The sequence below is a fragment of the Streptomyces sp. DT224 genome, assembly GCF_049844595.1.
Classification (GTDB): Bacteria; Actinomycetota; Actinomycetes; order Streptomycetales; family Streptomycetaceae; genus Streptomyces.
In genome coordinates this window covers 135,735-150,103 of record NZ_JBNCLI010000013.1, presented here as the reverse complement: position 1 = coordinate 150,103, position 14,369 = coordinate 135,735, and the positions used below count along the sequence as shown (strand labels likewise).

The 14,369-nt window shown below is 70.6% G+C and carries 14 protein-coding genes and 1 pseudogene; 11 read left to right on the top strand and 4 right to left on the bottom strand.

The genetic code is table 11. The features are described from left to right. Positions 1 to 4 precede the first annotated feature (4 nt). On the bottom strand, positions 5 to 850 hold the full coding sequence (locus tag ACLQ2N_RS30120; protein ID WP_425818177.1) for a RecB family exonuclease: 846 nt from the start codon (positions 848 to 850) through the stop codon (positions 5 to 7). Positions 851 to 1,045: 195 nt separating this feature from the next. Here ACLQ2N_RS30120 and ACLQ2N_RS30115 point away from each other — a divergent pair, with 195 nt between their 5' ends. The 3 genes from ACLQ2N_RS30115 to ACLQ2N_RS30105 all read left to right on the top strand — a co-directional run bounded on the left by ACLQ2N_RS30115 (position 1,046) and on the right by ACLQ2N_RS30105 (position 4,077). Further along, the gene (locus ACLQ2N_RS30115; protein ID WP_425817923.1) at positions 1,046 to 2,296 is read left to right on the top strand and encodes a site-2 protease family protein; all 1,251 of its coding nucleotides are present in this window, start codon (positions 1,046 to 1,048) and stop codon (positions 2,294 to 2,296) included. Positions 2,297 to 2,367: 71 nt separating this feature from the next. After that, the gene (locus ACLQ2N_RS30110) at positions 2,368 to 3,273 is read left to right on the top strand and encodes a tRNA (adenine-N1)-methyltransferase (protein WP_425817921.1); all 906 of its coding nucleotides are present in this window, start codon (positions 2,368 to 2,370) and stop codon (positions 3,271 to 3,273) included. 213 nt (positions 3,274 to 3,486) lie between these two features. After that, a complete protein-coding gene (locus tag ACLQ2N_RS30105; protein ID WP_425817919.1) occupies positions 3,487 to 4,077 on the top strand; it encodes a hypothetical protein in 591 nt (196 codons plus the stop codon). 36 nt (positions 4,078 to 4,113) lie between these two features. Here ACLQ2N_RS30105 and ACLQ2N_RS30100 read toward each other — a convergent pair whose 3' ends face one another. Further along, positions 4,114 to 4,425 carry a ferredoxin gene (locus ACLQ2N_RS30100; protein WP_383296867.1) on the bottom strand — a complete coding sequence of 104 codons (312 nt, stop codon included), beginning with the start codon at positions 4,423 to 4,425 and terminating at the stop codon, positions 4,114 to 4,116. A gap of 242 nt (positions 4,426 to 4,667) precedes the next feature. Between ACLQ2N_RS30100 and arc the strand changes: the two genes are divergently transcribed. The 3 genes from arc to ACLQ2N_RS30085 all read left to right on the top strand — a co-directional run bounded on the left by arc (position 4,668) and on the right by ACLQ2N_RS30085 (position 8,537). Continuing rightward, the gene (arc, locus tag ACLQ2N_RS30095) at positions 4,668 to 6,434 is read left to right on the top strand and encodes a proteasome ATPase (protein WP_073967936.1); all 1,767 of its coding nucleotides are present in this window, start codon (positions 4,668 to 4,670) and stop codon (positions 6,432 to 6,434) included. A 242-nt stretch (positions 6,435 to 6,676) separates the two neighbouring features. Next, complete coding sequence (gene dop, locus ACLQ2N_RS30090; protein ID WP_425817917.1) at positions 6,677 to 8,188, top strand: depupylase/deamidase Dop; 1,512 nt, start codon at positions 6,677 to 6,679, stop codon at positions 8,186 to 8,188. A gap of 130 nt (positions 8,189 to 8,318) precedes the next feature. Continuing rightward, entirely contained in the window at positions 8,319 to 8,537 is a 219-nt protein-coding gene (locus tag ACLQ2N_RS30085) for a ubiquitin-like protein Pup (protein WP_425817915.1), read from the top strand. On the opposite strand, the gene ACLQ2N_RS30080 is transcribed toward ACLQ2N_RS30085, so the two are convergent. Next, positions 8,519 to 8,635: a hypothetical protein gene (locus tag ACLQ2N_RS30080; protein ID WP_425817913.1), complete on the bottom strand. Its 117-nt coding sequence runs from the start codon at positions 8,633 to 8,635 to the stop codon at positions 8,519 to 8,521. The two genes, ACLQ2N_RS30085 and ACLQ2N_RS30080, sit on opposite strands and share 19 nt — an antisense overlap. A gap of 9 nt (positions 8,636 to 8,644) precedes the next feature. Between ACLQ2N_RS30080 and ACLQ2N_RS30075 the strand changes: the two are divergent. The 3 genes and pseudogenes from ACLQ2N_RS30075 to prcA form a co-directional block, all read left to right on the top strand. Further along, a pseudogene (locus ACLQ2N_RS30075) lies at positions 8,645 to 8,785 on the top strand (endonuclease VII domain-containing protein); the annotation flags it as partial. Further along, positions 8,737 to 9,585: a proteasome subunit beta gene (prcB, locus tag ACLQ2N_RS30070; RefSeq protein ID WP_425817911.1), complete on the top strand. Its 849-nt coding sequence runs from the start codon at positions 8,737 to 8,739 to the stop codon at positions 9,583 to 9,585. The pseudogene ACLQ2N_RS30075 and the gene prcB, both read left to right, overlap by 49 nt. Positions 9,586 to 9,647: 62 nt before the next feature. Then, positions 9,648 to 10,460 (top strand): proteasome subunit alpha, encoded by an 813-nt coding sequence (gene prcA / locus ACLQ2N_RS30065; RefSeq protein ID WP_425817909.1) that lies wholly within the window; start codon positions 9,648 to 9,650, stop codon positions 10,458 to 10,460. A gap of 57 nt (positions 10,461 to 10,517) precedes the next feature. On the opposite strand, the gene ACLQ2N_RS30060 is transcribed toward prcA, so the two are convergent. After that, complete coding sequence (locus tag ACLQ2N_RS30060) at positions 10,518 to 11,555, bottom strand: LacI family DNA-binding transcriptional regulator (protein ID WP_425817907.1); 1,038 nt, start codon at positions 11,553 to 11,555, stop codon at positions 10,518 to 10,520. 131 nt (positions 11,556 to 11,686) lie between these two features. Between ACLQ2N_RS30060 and ACLQ2N_RS30055 the strand changes: the two genes are divergently transcribed. Both ACLQ2N_RS30055 and pafA read left to right on the top strand, forming a co-directional pair. Then, positions 11,687 to 12,946 carry an MFS transporter gene (locus ACLQ2N_RS30055; RefSeq protein WP_425817905.1) on the top strand — a complete coding sequence of 420 codons (1,260 nt, stop codon included), beginning with the start codon at positions 11,687 to 11,689 and terminating at the stop codon, positions 12,944 to 12,946. A 9-nt stretch (positions 12,947 to 12,955) separates the two neighbouring features. Next, positions 12,956 to 14,317 (top strand): Pup--protein ligase, encoded by a 1,362-nt coding sequence (gene pafA, locus ACLQ2N_RS30050; RefSeq protein WP_073967929.1) that lies wholly within the window; start codon positions 12,956 to 12,958, stop codon positions 14,315 to 14,317. Positions 14,318 to 14,369: the final 52 nt, after the last annotated feature.

Here is a 14,369-nt window from a genome sequence, read left to right as displayed (position 1 = left end):
CTCCTCAATGCCCGTCGAGGGCCGCAGGCCGGCCGGCCTCGGCCCGGACCGGCTCCATTCTGCCCTGGTCATCCTCCGCCGCACCGGCCGGGCGGACGGTCAGCGGATAGACCGGGGGAGTCCCGCCGAATTCCGGACAGAGCGCCTGGTGGTCGCACCAGCCGCACAGCTTCGTCGGGCGCGGCCGCCACTCGCCCGTCCGCGTCGCCAGCGAGATCGCCTCCCACAGCGCCAGCAGCTTCCGCTCCACCCGCTCCAGGTCCGCCACGACCGGGTCGTACGTCAGCACGTCACCGCTGCCCAGATAGACCAGCTGCAGCCGACGCGGCACAACGCCCTTCAGCCGCCAGATCACCAGGGCGTAGAACTTCATCTGGAACAGCGCCCCCTCCGCGTACTCCGGACGCGGGGCCTTCCCCGTCTTGTAGTCCACGATCCGGACCTCGCCCGTCGGCGCCACGTCGATCCGGTCGATCACCCCGCGCAGCCGCAGCCCCGACTCCAGCTCCGTCTCGACGAACAGCTCGCGCTCCGCCGGCTCCAGACGCGCCGGGTCCTCCAGCGAGAACCAGCGCTCCACCAGCTGCTCCGCCTGCCCCAGCCACCGCGCCAGCCGCTCCCCGCCCTCGTCCTCCGCGAAGAGCTCGCCCAGCTCCGGCTTCGACTCCAGCAGCCGGTCCCACTGCCCCGGAATCAGCGCCGTCGCCCGGCCGGGCGTGCGCTCCGCCGCCGGATTGTCGAACAGCCGCTCCAGCACCGCGTGGACCAGCGTTCCCCGGGTAGCAGCCTCGCTGGGCTTCTGCGGCAGCTTGTCGATCACGCGGAAGCGGTACAGCAGGGGGCACTGCATGAAATCGCTCGCCCGCGAGGGGGAGAGCGAGGAGGGCGGCTGCGGCACCGACGGGGACGGCGGCGGAACGGAGGTCATGCGAAGACCCTACGACCCGCCACTGACACCGATCGGCATACCATCGACCACAGACCCTCCAACACTGCATCATCGTGGCGAAAGACACCGCGAAAGACATCGAACCGAAGGGACCTCGTGGACGAGAGCGGCGACGGCCGGCGGCCGCAGCCCGGCCCGGCGGGCCCCGGCCCCGGCGACGGGCCCGGCAAGGGCGCGCCCCCGCGCCGGGACGAGCCCGGAGGCGGGATCCTCATGGGCCGCCCCTTCGGCGTGCCCGTCTACGTCGCCCCCAGCTGGTTCCTGGTGGCGGCCCTGATCACCTGGGTCTTCGGCGGCCAGCTCGACCGGGTGCTGCCCGACCTCGGCGCCGCCCGCTACCTGGTCGCGCTCTTCTTCGCGATCGCCTTCTACGCCTCCGTCCTCGTCCACGAACTCGCCCACACGATCGCCGCTCTGCGCTACAAGCTCCCCGTCCGGCGCATCCAGCTCCAGTTCTTCGGCGGCGTCTCGGAGATCGAGAAGGAGTCCGAGACCCCCGGCCGCGAATTCGTCCTCGCCTTCGTCGGACCGCTGCTCTCCCTCGTCCTGGGCGGGCTCTTCTACGTGCCCCTGCGCTTCGTGGAACGCGGCACCGTCCCGGCCGTCCTGCTCGGCGGACTGATGATCTCCAACCTCATCGTCGCCGCCTTCAACCTGCTGCCCGGCCTCCCGCTCGACGGCGGCCGCATGCTCAGGGCCGTCGTCTGGAAGATCACCGGCAAGCCGATGAGCGGCACCGTCGCCGCCGCCTGGGCCGGCCGCGCCCTCGCCGTCGGCACCCTCGTCGGCCTCCCCCTCCTCACCCGCAGCGGCTCCCTGGGCAACGACGCCGGTGAGATCAGCGGCATGGACACCGTCACCGACGCCCTGCTCGCCGCGATCCTCGCCGCCATCATCTGGACCGGCGCCGGAAACAGCCTCCGCATGGCCCGGCTCCGCGAGCACCTGCCCGGCCTGCGCGCCCGCAGCCTCACCCGCCGCGCCGTCCCCGTCGAGGCCGCCACCCCGCTCTCCGAGGCGCTGCGCCGGGCCAACGATGCCGGAGCCCGGGCGCTGGTCGTGGTGGACGGCACCGGCGAGCCCAAGGCGCTCGTCCGGGAGACCGCCATCGTCGCCGTCCCCGAGCACCGCCGCCCCTGGGTCGCCGTCAGCGGCCTCGCCCAGGACCTCACCGACGGCATGAGGGTCCCCGCCGAACTCGCCGGCGAAGCCCTCCTGGACCGCCTCAAGGCCACCCCCGCGACCGAATACCTCGTCGTGGAGGAGACCGGCGAGATCTACGGCGTCCTCTCCACCGCCGACGTCGAACGCGCCTTCGTCGCCGCCATGGCCCGCCCCGCCGCCTGACACGCCCCCATTGCCCGTACGTCCGTGCGGGCGGCGGTCGGCGGCCTTCGAAACACCGGTACGCTGGTCACATGTCTGAACCGACCGGTGCCGCCCGCCGACGCGGGCCCTTCAAGGTCGGGGACCAGGTCCAGCTCACCGATCCCAAGGGACGCCACCACACCTTCACGCTCGAAGCCGGAAAGAACTTTCACACCCACAAGGGTTCTTTCCCGCACGACGAGCTGATCGGTGCCCCCGAGGGCAGTGTGGTCCGTACCACGGGAAACGTCGCCTACCTCGCGCTGCGCCCCCTGCTCCCCGACTACGTCCTGTCCATGCCCCGCGGCGCCGCCGTGGTCTACCCGAAGGACGCGGGCCAGATCCTCGCCTTCGGCGACATCTTCCCCGGCGCACGCGTCGTGGAGGCGGGCGTCGGCTCGGGCGCGCTCTCGACCTTCCTGCTCCGTGCCATCGGCGAACAGGGCATGCTGCACTCGTACGAGCGCCGCGAGGACTTCGCCGATATCGCCCGGCAGAACGTGGAGCGCTACTTCGGCAGCCCGCACCCCGCCTGGCAGCTCACGGTCGGCGACCTCCAGGACAACCTCACGGACACCGACGTGGACCGCGTCGTGCTCGACATGCTGGCGCCCTGGGAGTGCCTGGACGTCGTCTCCAAGGCGCTCGTCCCCGGCGGCATCCTCTGCGCGTACGTCGCCACCACCACCCAGCTCTCCCGGACGGTCGAGTCCATCCGCGAGATCGGCTGCTTCGCCGAGCCGCAGCCCTGGGAGTCGATGATCCGCAACTGGCACGTGGAGGGCCTGGCCGTGCGCCCGGACCACCGCATGATCGGGCACACCGGCTTCCTCGTCACCGCCCGCCGGCTCGCCGACGGTGTCGAGGCCCCGGCCCGCCGCCGCCGCCCCTCCAAGGGCGCCTACGGCGAGGACTACGACGGCCCGGGCGGCCGGAGCGGCTCCTCCCGCGACTGATACCCGCGGCAACGTACCGGCGCCGCCGCCGGGCTCCCGGACCGACCCGGGGCCCGGCGGCGGCGCCCTTTTCCGTACGCGGCCCTGATCCACGGCCCGTGATCCTTGCGCACCCCACCGTTCCGCTGCCGTGTGAGGTGTGGCACGATGCTGGCCACCCCCGCACCGCCGACGCCGACGGCCGCACCACAGGAACCACAGGAGACAGCCCGCGTGCAGACCTCCGCGCTCCCGGACCTCGCGCACACCGACACCAGGCCCATGCACTGGCTCGCCACCGCGGCGGCCATGGCCGCGGTCGTCGCGGCAGCCGGTCTGTTCCAGCCCGACAGCAGCGCCTCGGCCTCCACCCGGCACCGCCCCCCGGCCCAGCAGCAGCACCAGGAAGCGGCCGTCGCCCCCGACCCGGCCGAGGCGGACTTCCCCCTGGACTGCGGCGACGTCGGCAGCACCGTGGCCAAGCAGGCCCCCGGCGACCTCGACGGGGACGGCAGGCCCGAGACCGTAGCGGTGGTCCACTGCGCGGCCGGATCGGGCACCCCGCCCAGCGGGGTCTACGTCCTCACACAGACGGGCGGGGCCGCTCCCAGGATCGTCGCGACCCTGGTGGACCCCGCCCAGCAACTGACCATCGGTGACTTCACGGTCCGCGACCGAGTCATCTCTGCCACGCTCCTCGGCTACTCCTCGTCGTCCGTGCCCTCCTGCTGCCCCGACCAGCAGGAGAAAGTCACCTGGCGGTGGGAGAACGGCGCCTTCATGCGCGGCGGCGACACGGCCGGGACCGCCGGCGCCGGCGCCTGACCCCGGCCCGGCACCGCCGCCCGCAGCCCCCGACGGTCAGGCCGCCTCGGGGCCGTACACCTCGACCCTGTCCGAAACGCGACGTACATGGATGCAGTCGCCCGGACACTCCTTGGCCGAGTCCACGACGTCCTGGAGCAGCGGCAGCGGCACCGGCGTGGTCGCGCCCTTGTCCTGCAGCAACTCGTCGTCCCCGCTCTTCACGTACGCCAGACCGTCGATGTCCAGCTCGAACACCTCGGGCGCGTACTGCACGCAGATGCCGTCCCCCGTGCACAGGTCCTGGTCGATCCACACCTCCAGGTCCTGCGTCTCGCCACCGGTGGGAGCGTCCTGCCGCACGGTCATGTCGCCTGCCGTTTCCTGCGTAGCCGGACCGGGAAAGAGCCAGCCCTGACGGGTGTTGAACGCTTTGACGATACAACCGGCCGCTTTCCGATGTTGAACGGTGGGTATCCCCCTGGGGACGGGGAGAGCGCAAGGGTGAAGATCGGACACACCTCACAGTCTTTGTGATCTAGGGGTTTCAATCACCACCCACGCAGGTAGGGTCAGGAAGCGTCCAGCTCCCCTTGGAGGAGGTGAGGACCGTGGCAGCCCACGACGACGACATCAACCGCGGCATCCGGCCCGGGCGGGGGTCCGACGACCCAGCCGGCCAGGTCGCCTATCTCGAGCAGGAAATCGCCGTCCTGCGACGTAAGCTCGCCGACTCTCCGCGTCATACGAGGATTCTCGAAGAGCGGATCGTCGAACTGCAGACCAACCTCGCAGGCGTGTCCGCCCAGAACGAACGGCTCGCCAGCACGCTCCGCGAGGCCCGCGACCAGATCGTGGCCCTCAAGGAGGAGGTCGACCGGCTCGCACAGCCGCCGGCCGGCTTCGGGGTGTTCCTGCAGGCGAACGAGGACGGCACCTGCGACATCTTCACCGGGGGCCGCAAGCTCCGGGTGAACGTCAGTCCCAGCGTCGAACTCGAAGACCTCAGGCGCGGCCAGGAGGTCATGCTCAACGAAGCGCTCAACGTGGTCGACGCCATGGAATTCGAGCGCGCCGGGGACATCGTCACCCTCAAGGAGATCCTTGAGGACGGCGAACGCGCCCTGGTCATCGGGCACACCGACGAGGAAAGGGTGGTGAGGCTCGCCGAGCCGCTGCTGGACATCACCATCCGCCCCGGCGACGCCCTGCTGCTCGAACCCCGGTCCGGCTACGTCTACGAAGTCGTGCCCAAGAGCGAGGTCGAGGAACTCGTCCTCGAAGAAGTGCCGGACATCGACTACGACAAGATCGGCGGCCTGGGCGACCAGATCGAGCTGATCCGCGACGCGGTCGAGCTCCCCTATCTCCACCCCGACCTCTTCAAGGAGCACGAGCTCCGCCCGCCGAAGGGCATCCTGCTCTACGGACCGCCCGGCTGCGGCAAGACGCTCATCGCCAAGGCCGTCGCCAACTCCCTGGCGAAGAAGGTCGCCGAGGTCACCGGACAGCCCGCCGGCAAGAGCTACTTCCTCAACATCAAGGGCCCCGAGCTCCTCAACAAGTACGTCGGCGAGACCGAGCGCCACATCCGCCTGGTCTTCCAGCGTGCCCGCGAGAAGGCGAGCGAGGGCACCCCCGTCATCGTCTTCTTCGACGAGATGGAGTCGCTCTTCCGCACCCGTGGGTCGGGCGTCAGCTCGGACGTGGAGAACACCATCGTCCCGCAGCTGCTCGCCGAGATCGACGGCGTGGAGGGCCTGGAGAACGTCATCGTCATCGGCGCCTCCAACCGCGAGGACATGATCGACCCGGCGATCCTGCGCCCGGGCCGGCTCGACGTCAAGATCAAGATCGAGCGTCCCGACGCGGAGGCCGCGAAGGACATCTTCGCGAAGTACCTCACGCCTTCGCTGCCGCTGCACGCGGACGACCTGGCCGAGCACACCGGCTCGAAGGAAGCCGCGGCGCACGCCATGATCCAGTCGGTCGTCGAGCGGATGTACACCGAGTCCGAGGAGAACCGCTTCCTCGAGGTCACGTACGCCAACGGCGACAAGGAAGTCCTGTACTTCAAGGACTTCAATTCCGGCGCGATGATCCAGAACATCGTGGACCGGGCCAAGAAGATGGCCATCAAGGCTTTCCTCGACCACGGCCAGAAGGGCCTTCGCGTCTCCCACCTCCTCCAGGCCTGCGTGGACGAGTTCAAGGAGAACGAGGACCTTCCCAACACCACCAACCCGGACGACTGGGCCCGTATCTCCGGCAAGAAGGGCGAGCGGATCGTCTTCATCCGCACGCTCGTCACCGGAAAGCAGGGCGCGGACACCGGCCGCTCCATCGACACGGTGGCCAACACCGGTCAGTACCTGTAAAAGGCCGTACCGGCTGCGGATGCCCGGCCGGGCATCCGCAGCCGGCTGCTTTCCGGCCGGCCGCGGGCGACACCGCGGCAATGACGACGCGATTGATCTCCCCACCGGCACGCGGGCGTTCTAGGCTCAGGCGTACCACCCGTTCACGCAGCGCGGTACGGGCAGACCGCGCACGCACCGAACAAGCAGCGGTACTTGAGCGCCGCCCCCGGAAGGGAGCGCCGCCGGGCAAGGAGGGCCGCATGACCGTACGGCGAGTAATGGGCATCGAGACGGAGTACGGGATCTCCGTCCCCGGACACCCCAACGCCAATGCCATGCTCACCTCGTCCCAGATCGTCAACGCCTACGCGGCGGCGATGCACCGGGCGCGCCGCGCCCGCTGGGACTTCGAGGAGGAGAATCCGCTGCGGGACGCGCGAGGCTTCGACCTCGCCCGCGAGACCGCCGATTCCAGCCAGCTCACGGACGAGGACATCGGCCTGGCCAATGTCATCCTCACCAACGGGGCCCGGCTCTACGTCGACCACGCGCACCCCGAGTACAGCTCCCCGGAGATCACCAACCCCAGGGACGCGGTCCTGTGGGACAAGGCCGGCGAGCGGATCATGGCCGAGGCGGCCGAGCGCGCGGCGCAGCTCCCGGGCGCCCAGCCGATCCACCTCTACAAGAACAACACCGACAACAAGGGCGCCTCCTACGGGACGCACGAGAACTACCTGATGAAGCGGGAGACCCCGTTCTCGGACATCGTGCGCCACCTGACGCCGTTCTTCGTCTCGCGCCAGGTGGTCACCGGCGCCGGACGGGTCGGAATCGGCCAGGACGGCGGCGAGCACGGCTTCCAGCTCAGCCAGCGCGCCGACTACTTCGAGGTCGAGGTCGGCCTGGAGACCACGCTCAAGCGCCCCATCATCAACACCCGCGACGAGCCGCACTCGGACGCCGAGAAGTACCGCCGGCTCCATGTGATCATCGGCGACGCGAACCTCTCCGAGATCTCGACGTATCTGAAGCTCGGCACCACCTCGCTCGTCCTGTCCATGATCGAGGACGGCTTCATCAACGTCGACCTGGCCGTCGACCAGCCGGTGCGCACCCTGCACCAGGTCTCCCACGACCCCGGGCTCCAGCAGCTGATCACGCTGCGCAGCGGCCGGACACTCACCGCGGTGCAGCTCCAGATGGAGTACTTCGAGCTGGGTCGCAAGTACGTCGAGGAACGGTACGGGGCGGACGCCGACGAGCAGACCAAGGACATCCTGAGCCGGTGGGAGGACACCCTGAACCGGCTGGAGAACGACCCGATGAGCCTGGCCGGTGAGCTGGACTGGGTGGCGAAGCGGCAGCTCATGGAGGGCTACCGGCGCCGCGACGGCCTGGACTGGGACGCCGCCCGGCTGCACCTGGTGGACCTGCAGTACGCGGACGTACGGCAGGACAAGGGGCTGTACAACCGTCTGGTGGCCCGCGGCCGGATGAAGCGCCTCCTGGACGAGCGGGACGTCGAGCGGGCCCGTACGGCGCCGCCCGAGGACACCAGGGCGTACTTCCGCGGCCGCTGCCTCGAACAGTACGCGGACGACGTCGCAGCGGCCTCCTGGGACTCGGTCATCTTCGACCTGCCGGGCCAGGACTCCCTTCAGCGGGTGCCCACGATGGAGCCCCTGCGGGGCACCCGGGAGCACGTGAAATCCCTTCTGGACCGGTGCCGCACGGCACAGGAGCTGGTCCAGGTCCTCTCAGGGGGCTGAGAGCGCCTGAAAGGGCTTCCGGCTGGGAATCATTCCGATGACCTCCGGACGTTGAGACAAGTACCGGGCCAATGTCGGACCCCATGGGTAGGGTCTGATCAAGTGCTTCGAACCGAGCGGGGTGAGCTAGATGGCGACCAAGGACACCGGCGGCGGACAGCAGAAGGCGACGCGCTCCACGGAGGACGTCGAGGAGCAGGCGCAGGACGCGCAGGCATCCGAGGACCTCAAGGAACGCCAGGAGAAGCTGAGCGACGACGTGGACGACGTCCTCGACGAGATCGACGACGTGCTCGAGTCGAACGCCGAGGACTTCGTTCGAAGCTTTGTTCAAAAGGGCGGCGAGTAACCGGCCCGGCGCCGGAGGCCGGCGGCTGTGCGGCACGGGCGGACCGCCCGTGCCGCACACCGCGGGCACCGGACCGCGCCACCGGTCCGATTGCCCACGTCTTCGATGTGGATCACCGTCACCGGGCGGGTAGGGTCCGGGCGTAACGTGCTTCAACTGCAATTCGGCGCAGGGCCGTCGCATACCTGGAGGGAAACGCGTGGAAGCCAACACTCGTAGCACCGGGCGTCTACCAGCTGCCTTCCTGACGCCGGGATCGTCCTCCTTCATGGACTTCCTGTCCGACCAGGCGCCGGAGATGCTGCCGGGCAACCGGCAGATGCCGCCCATGAAGGGCGCCATCGAGGCGCCGCACGGCACGACGATCGTGGCCGCGGCGTTCCCCGGCGGTGTCGTCCTGGCCGGTGACCGGCGGGCGACCATGGGGAACATGATCGCGCAGCGCGACATCGAGAAGGTCTTCCCGGCCGACGAGTACTCGGCGGTGGGCATCGCCGGTACGGCGGGTCTCGCCGTGGAGATGGTCAAGCTCTTCCAGCTGGAGCTGGAGCATTTCGAGAAGGTGGAGGGCGCCCAGCTCTCCCTGGAGGGCAAGGCCAACCGGCTCTCCACGATGATTCGGAGCAACCTGGCGATGGCCATGCAGGGCCTCGCCGTCGTCCCGCTCTTCGCCGGTTACGACATCGACCGCGAGCGCGGACGCATCTTCAGCTACGACGTCACCGGCGGGCGTTCCGAGGAGCACGTCGGCTACGCGTCCACCGGTTCCGGTTCGATCTTCGCCCGGGGCTCGATGAAGAAGCTCTACCGCGACGACCTGACGGAGGAGGAGACGCTGACGCTGGTCGTGCAGGCGCTCTACGACGCGGCGGACGACGACTCGGCCACGGGCGGTCCGGACGTGGGCCGCCGTATCTATCCGATCGTCACCGTCATCACGGACGAGGGCTTCCGGAAGCTGACCGACGCGGAATCCTCCGAGATCGCCCGCTCGATTCTGGAACGCCGTCTGGAACAGCCCGACGGCCCGCGCGCCGCGCTGCTCTGAGCACGCGTCCGTATCCAGCTTCTTCGATGCTCCCGCCACTGACAGAAAGGGACGGATAGCCGGTGTCGACGCCGTTCTATGTCTCACCTCAGCAGGCCATGGCCGACCGGGCGGAATACGCCCGGAAGGGCATCGCCCGCGGTCGCAGCCTGGTTGTGCTGCAGTACGCCGACGGAATTGTGTTCGTCGGCGAGAACCCGTCCCGCGCGCTGCACAAGTTCAGCGAGATCTACGACCGGATCGGTTTCGCCGCCGCCGGCAAGTACAACGAGTACGAGAACCTCCGCATCGGCGGAGTCCGCTACGCGGATCTGCGCGGTTACACCTACGACCGCGACGACGTGACGGCCCGTGGACTGGCGAACGTCTACGCGCAGACGCTCGGCACCATCTTCTCCAGCGCGGCCGAGAAGCCGTACGAGGTGGAACTCGTCGTCGCCGAGGTGGGTGCCGAGCCCGAGGGCGACCAGATCTACCGGCTGCCGCACGACGGCTCCATCGTGGACGAGCACGGCTCGGTCGCGGTCGGCGGCAACGCGGAGCAGATCAGCACCTTCCTCGACCAGCGCCACCGCGACGGGATGTCGCTCGCCGAGGCGCTGAGGCTGGCGGTGCAGGCGCTGTCCCGCGACCCCAACGGCAGCGAGCGGGAGATCCCCGCCGACCGGCTGGAGGTCGCGGTCCTGGACCGCACACGGCCGCAGCAGCGCAAGTTCAAGCGGATCGTCGGCCGGCAGCTGGCCCGGCTCCTCGAAGCGGAGGGCGCCGCGTCGACGCCGACCGACGCACCGTCCGACGCCGAGGACGGCGACACCGCCTCGGACAGCCCCACGGCCACGACCGACACGACGGATTCCGGCGGCGACGTGGAGTAGCGACCGCCACCCCGACCCGCCGAGCCCCGGCCCGCCCGCAGGCGGACCGGGGCTCCGTCATGCGCCCGGGCCCCCCGGCACCGCCGCCGTCGAGCCCCGGACGACCAGTCGCACCGGCAGGCTGCCCGGCTCGGCGGCCCGGCCGTCCAGGACAGCCAGCAGGGCGGCCATCCCGCGCTCGCCGACCTGCACGGCGGGCAGCCGGACCGTGGTCAGCTCCGGCTCCACCGCGGTGGCCAGGGCCAGGTCGTCGAAGCCGGTGACCGAGAGGTCGTCCGGCACCCGCAGTCCGAACCGGCGGGCCGCCTTGCACGCGCCCGCCGCCAGGATGTCGTCGTCGCAGACGATCGCGGTCGGCCGGGGCCCGGGCAGCCCGAGCGCCTCTTCCGCCGCGTGCCGCCCCGACCGCACGTCCAGCGCCGAGGTCACCGTGCGGACCTCGGTGCCGGGGGTCCGGCGCAGCTCCTCGCGCAGGGCGTCCGCGCGGCAGGCGAAGGTCCAGGTGTCGACGGCCGAGGCGAGGTGGAGGAAGCGCCGGTGGCCGAGGGCGAGCAGATGGCGGGCCACCTGGCGCATCCCGTCCGCGATGTCGAGGTTGACCCGGGCCGCGGGCCCGGGCGCCGAGGGGTCGCTGTCCAGCATCACGAGGGGGACGTCCGCGCCGTGCAGGGCATCGAGCGCGTCGGCGGCCATGGAGGAGGCGATGACCCCGTCCAGCGCGGCCCGGGCCGACGGGAAGGGGTCGCGGGCCGGTCCGGTGCCGTCGGGGGAGGGGTAGAGGACGACCCCGAAGCCGTGCTCGGCGGCGACCGCGGCGGCCCCGGTGTACACCTGGGCGAAGAACTCGTTGGTGAGGGCCGGGACGACCAGGAGGGCCGTCCGGGTGCGGCCGAGGCGCAGATTGCGGGCGGCGAGGTTGGGCCGGTAGCCCAGGCCGCGGGCGGCGTCGCGGACCCGGCCCGCGGTGGACTCGGAGACCCGGCCGCGCCATTTGTCGCCGAGCACCAGCGAGACCGTGGCCTGGGAGACGCCGGCGGCCCGGGCCACGTCACGGCTGGTGGGCCGGGGTGGCCCGGGTGGTGCGGGGCTGGTCACGCGGGCCTCCGGGCCGTTCGGTTCAGGCCCGTGAGGTGGACCTGCGGACGGGCTCATGGTACGTATGAACCCGGAAGTTATACGTAAAACCTCGCTGGCCCGCACAGGCACCCGAGGGAGAGGGGCGGGACATGGCCGCGGGATATCTGGACATCCTCCGGGCGCGGCACGCCGCCAGGCTGCTGACCGGCACCCTGGTGGGCCGGCTGCCGAACGGCACGGCGAGCATCGCGATCGTGCTGTTCGTCCGGGCCGAGGGCGGCAGCTACAGCGTCGCGGGCGCGCTCGCGGCGGTGTACGGACTGGCCACGGCGGTCGGGCAGCCGCTGCTCGGCCGGGCGGTGGACCTGTACGGGCAGCCGCGCGTCCAGCTGCCCGCCGCCGTCGTCTCCGCGCTCGGCATGGCCCTCCTCGCCGTGGCGGGGACCGGATCGCTCCCGCTCGCCCACGCGGCGGTGGCCGTGGCCGGTCTCTTCACGCCCCCGCTGGAGGGCGGCCTGCGGGCGCTGTGGCCGAGCGTGCTGGGCGGTGAGGACCGGGTGCACCGGGCCTATGCCATGGACGCCGTCGCGCAGGAGGTCATGTTCACGGCGGGCCCGCTGCTCGTGACACTCCTGACCGCCCTCTGGTCGCCCGCCACCGCGCTGCTGGTCATCAATGCGATCGGGGTGCTCGGCGCGCTGTCGGTCGTGCTCTGCGAGCCCTCGCGGGCCTGGCGCTCCGCCCCGCGCGAGGCGCACTGGCTGGGCGCGCTGCGCTCGCCGGGCCTGCTGGCGCTGCTCGGCTCGTTCTTCTTCGTGGGCCTGGCGCTGGGCTCGATCACCGTGGCCGCGATGGCGTACGCCGACGACCGGGGGCGGGAGTCGGTGTACGGCTGGCTGATGGCCGCGCTCGGCCTCGGCGCCCTGATCGGCGGGGCGGTCTACGGGGCGCGGCAGTGGGCGGGGGCGCCGGAGCGGCGGCTGCGGGTCATCGTGGCGCTGCTCGCGGCGGGCTATCTGCCGCTGGTGCTGACGCCCGGCCCGGTCGCGATGACCGTGCTGGCGGCCGTCTCCGGGGTGTTCCTCGCGCCGGCCGTCGCGTGCTCGTTCATCGTGGTCGACCGGCACGCCCCGCGCGGGACGGTGACGGAGGCGTTCTCGTGGCTCGTGACGACCTTCGGGGTGGGCGCGGCCGTGGGGACCGCGGTGGCCGGTCCGGCCGTCGAACTGGGCGGGACGGCGTGGAGCTTCGCGGTCGCGGGGGCCGGTGGAGTGGCGGCGCTGATCGTTCTCCTGGCCACCGGATCGGTGCTCGCGGCTCCCGCCCGTACCGCCGTAGCGGTGCGAGGATCGGAAAATGATCGAAACGGTGCCGTCGAACCCGGTTTCAGCTCGGGCCATCAGGCGTAATGTTCAGTCATGGACCGCCGCATTTTCGGGCTGGAGAACGAGTACGGCGTCACGTGCACGTTCAGGGGACAGCGCCGACTGTCTCCTGATGAAGTGGCGCGCTACCTCTTCCGCCGTGTTGTGTCATGGGGCCGCAGCAGCAATGTCTTTCTGCGGAACGGCGCCCGCCTCTACCTCGACGTGGGATCGCATCCGGAATATGCAACCCCCGAATGCGACAACCTGACCGAGCTGGTCACCCACGACAAGTCCGGCGAGCGCATTCTCGAGGGCCTGCTCGTCGACGCCGAACGCCGCCTGCACGAGGAGGGAATCGCCGGCGACGTCTATCTCTTCAAGAACAACACCGACTCGGCGGGAAACTCCTACGGCTGCCACGAGAACTATCTCGTGGCCCGGCACGGGGAATTCTCCCGCCTCGCGGACATCCTCATTCCCTTCCTCGTCACCAGGCAGCTGATCTGCGGCGCCGGCAAGGTGCTCCAGACCCCGCGGGGCGCGGTCTACTGCGTCAGCCAGCGTGCCGAGCACATCTGGGAGGGCGTCAGCTCCGCGACGACGCGTTCCCGCCCGATCATCAACACCCGCGACGAGCCGCACGCGGACGCGGAGCGCTACCGCCGCCTCCACGTCATCGTCGGGGACTCCAACATGTCCGAGACGACCATGCTGCTCAAGGTCGGCGCGACCGATCTGGTGCTCCGCATGATCGAGGCGGGCACGGTGATGCGCGACCTGACCCTGGAGAACCCGATCCGGGCGATCCGCGAGGTCAGCCACGACACCACCGGGCAGCGCAAGGTCCGTCTCGCCAGTGGCCGGGAGGCGTCGGCCATAGAGGTGCAGCGCGAGTACTACGAGAAGGCCGTGGACTTCGTGGATCGCCGCGGCATCCGCACGGGCAACGTCGAGCGCGTCCTCGAACTGTGGGGTCGTACGCTCGACGCGATCGAGGCCGAGGACCTCGACCGGATCGACACCGAGATCGACTGGGTCATGAAGTACAAGCTCATCGAGCGGTACCGGGCCAAGCACAACATGACCATGTCGAACCCGCGGGTCGCGCAGATAGACCTCGCCTACCACGACATCCACCGCCGGCGGGGGCTGTACTACCTGCTGGAGCGCAAGGGGCAGGCCGCCCGCATCTGCAACGACCTGAAGATCTTCGAGGGCAAGTCGGTGCCCCCGCAGACGACCAGGGCGCGGTTGCGCGGGGACTTCATCCGGCGGGCCCAGGAGCAGCGGCGGGACTTCACCGTCGACTGGGTCCACCTCAAGCTCAACGACCAGGCGCAGCGCACGGTGCTGTGCAAGGACCCGTTCCGGTCGGTGGACGACCGGGTGGAGAAGCTGATCGCGGGTATGTGAGGCGCAGGATACGCCCCGGCACCGGTGCGACTCGGGCCCCGTACGTTCCTCG

What these genes read in the sequence shown, in the direction of transcription:
- ACLQ2N_RS30120 (WP_425818177.1), bottom strand. Translation starts at nt 850, where the DNA reads ATGCAGTGCCCCCTGCTGTACCGCTTCCGCGTGATCGACAAGCTGCCG.
- ACLQ2N_RS30110 (WP_425817921.1), top strand. Translation starts at nt 2,368, where the DNA reads ATGTCTGAACCGACCGGTGCCGCCCGCCGACGCGGGCCCTTCAAGGTC.
- ACLQ2N_RS30100 (WP_383296867.1), bottom strand. Translation starts at nt 4,425, where the DNA reads ATGACCGTGCGGCAGGACGCTCCCACCGGTGGCGAGACGCAGGACCTG.
- dop (WP_425817917.1), top strand. Translation starts at nt 6,677, where the DNA reads ATGACCGTACGGCGAGTAATGGGCATCGAGACGGAGTACGGGATCTCC.
- ACLQ2N_RS30085 (WP_425817915.1), top strand. Translation starts at nt 8,319, where the DNA reads ATGGCGACCAAGGACACCGGCGGCGGACAGCAGAAGGCGACGCGCTCC.
- ACLQ2N_RS30055 (WP_425817905.1), top strand. Translation starts at nt 11,687, where the DNA reads ATGGCCGCGGGATATCTGGACATCCTCCGGGCGCGGCACGCCGCCAGG.
- pafA (WP_073967929.1), top strand. Translation starts at nt 12,956, where the DNA reads ATGGACCGCCGCATTTTCGGGCTGGAGAACGAGTACGGCGTCACGTGC.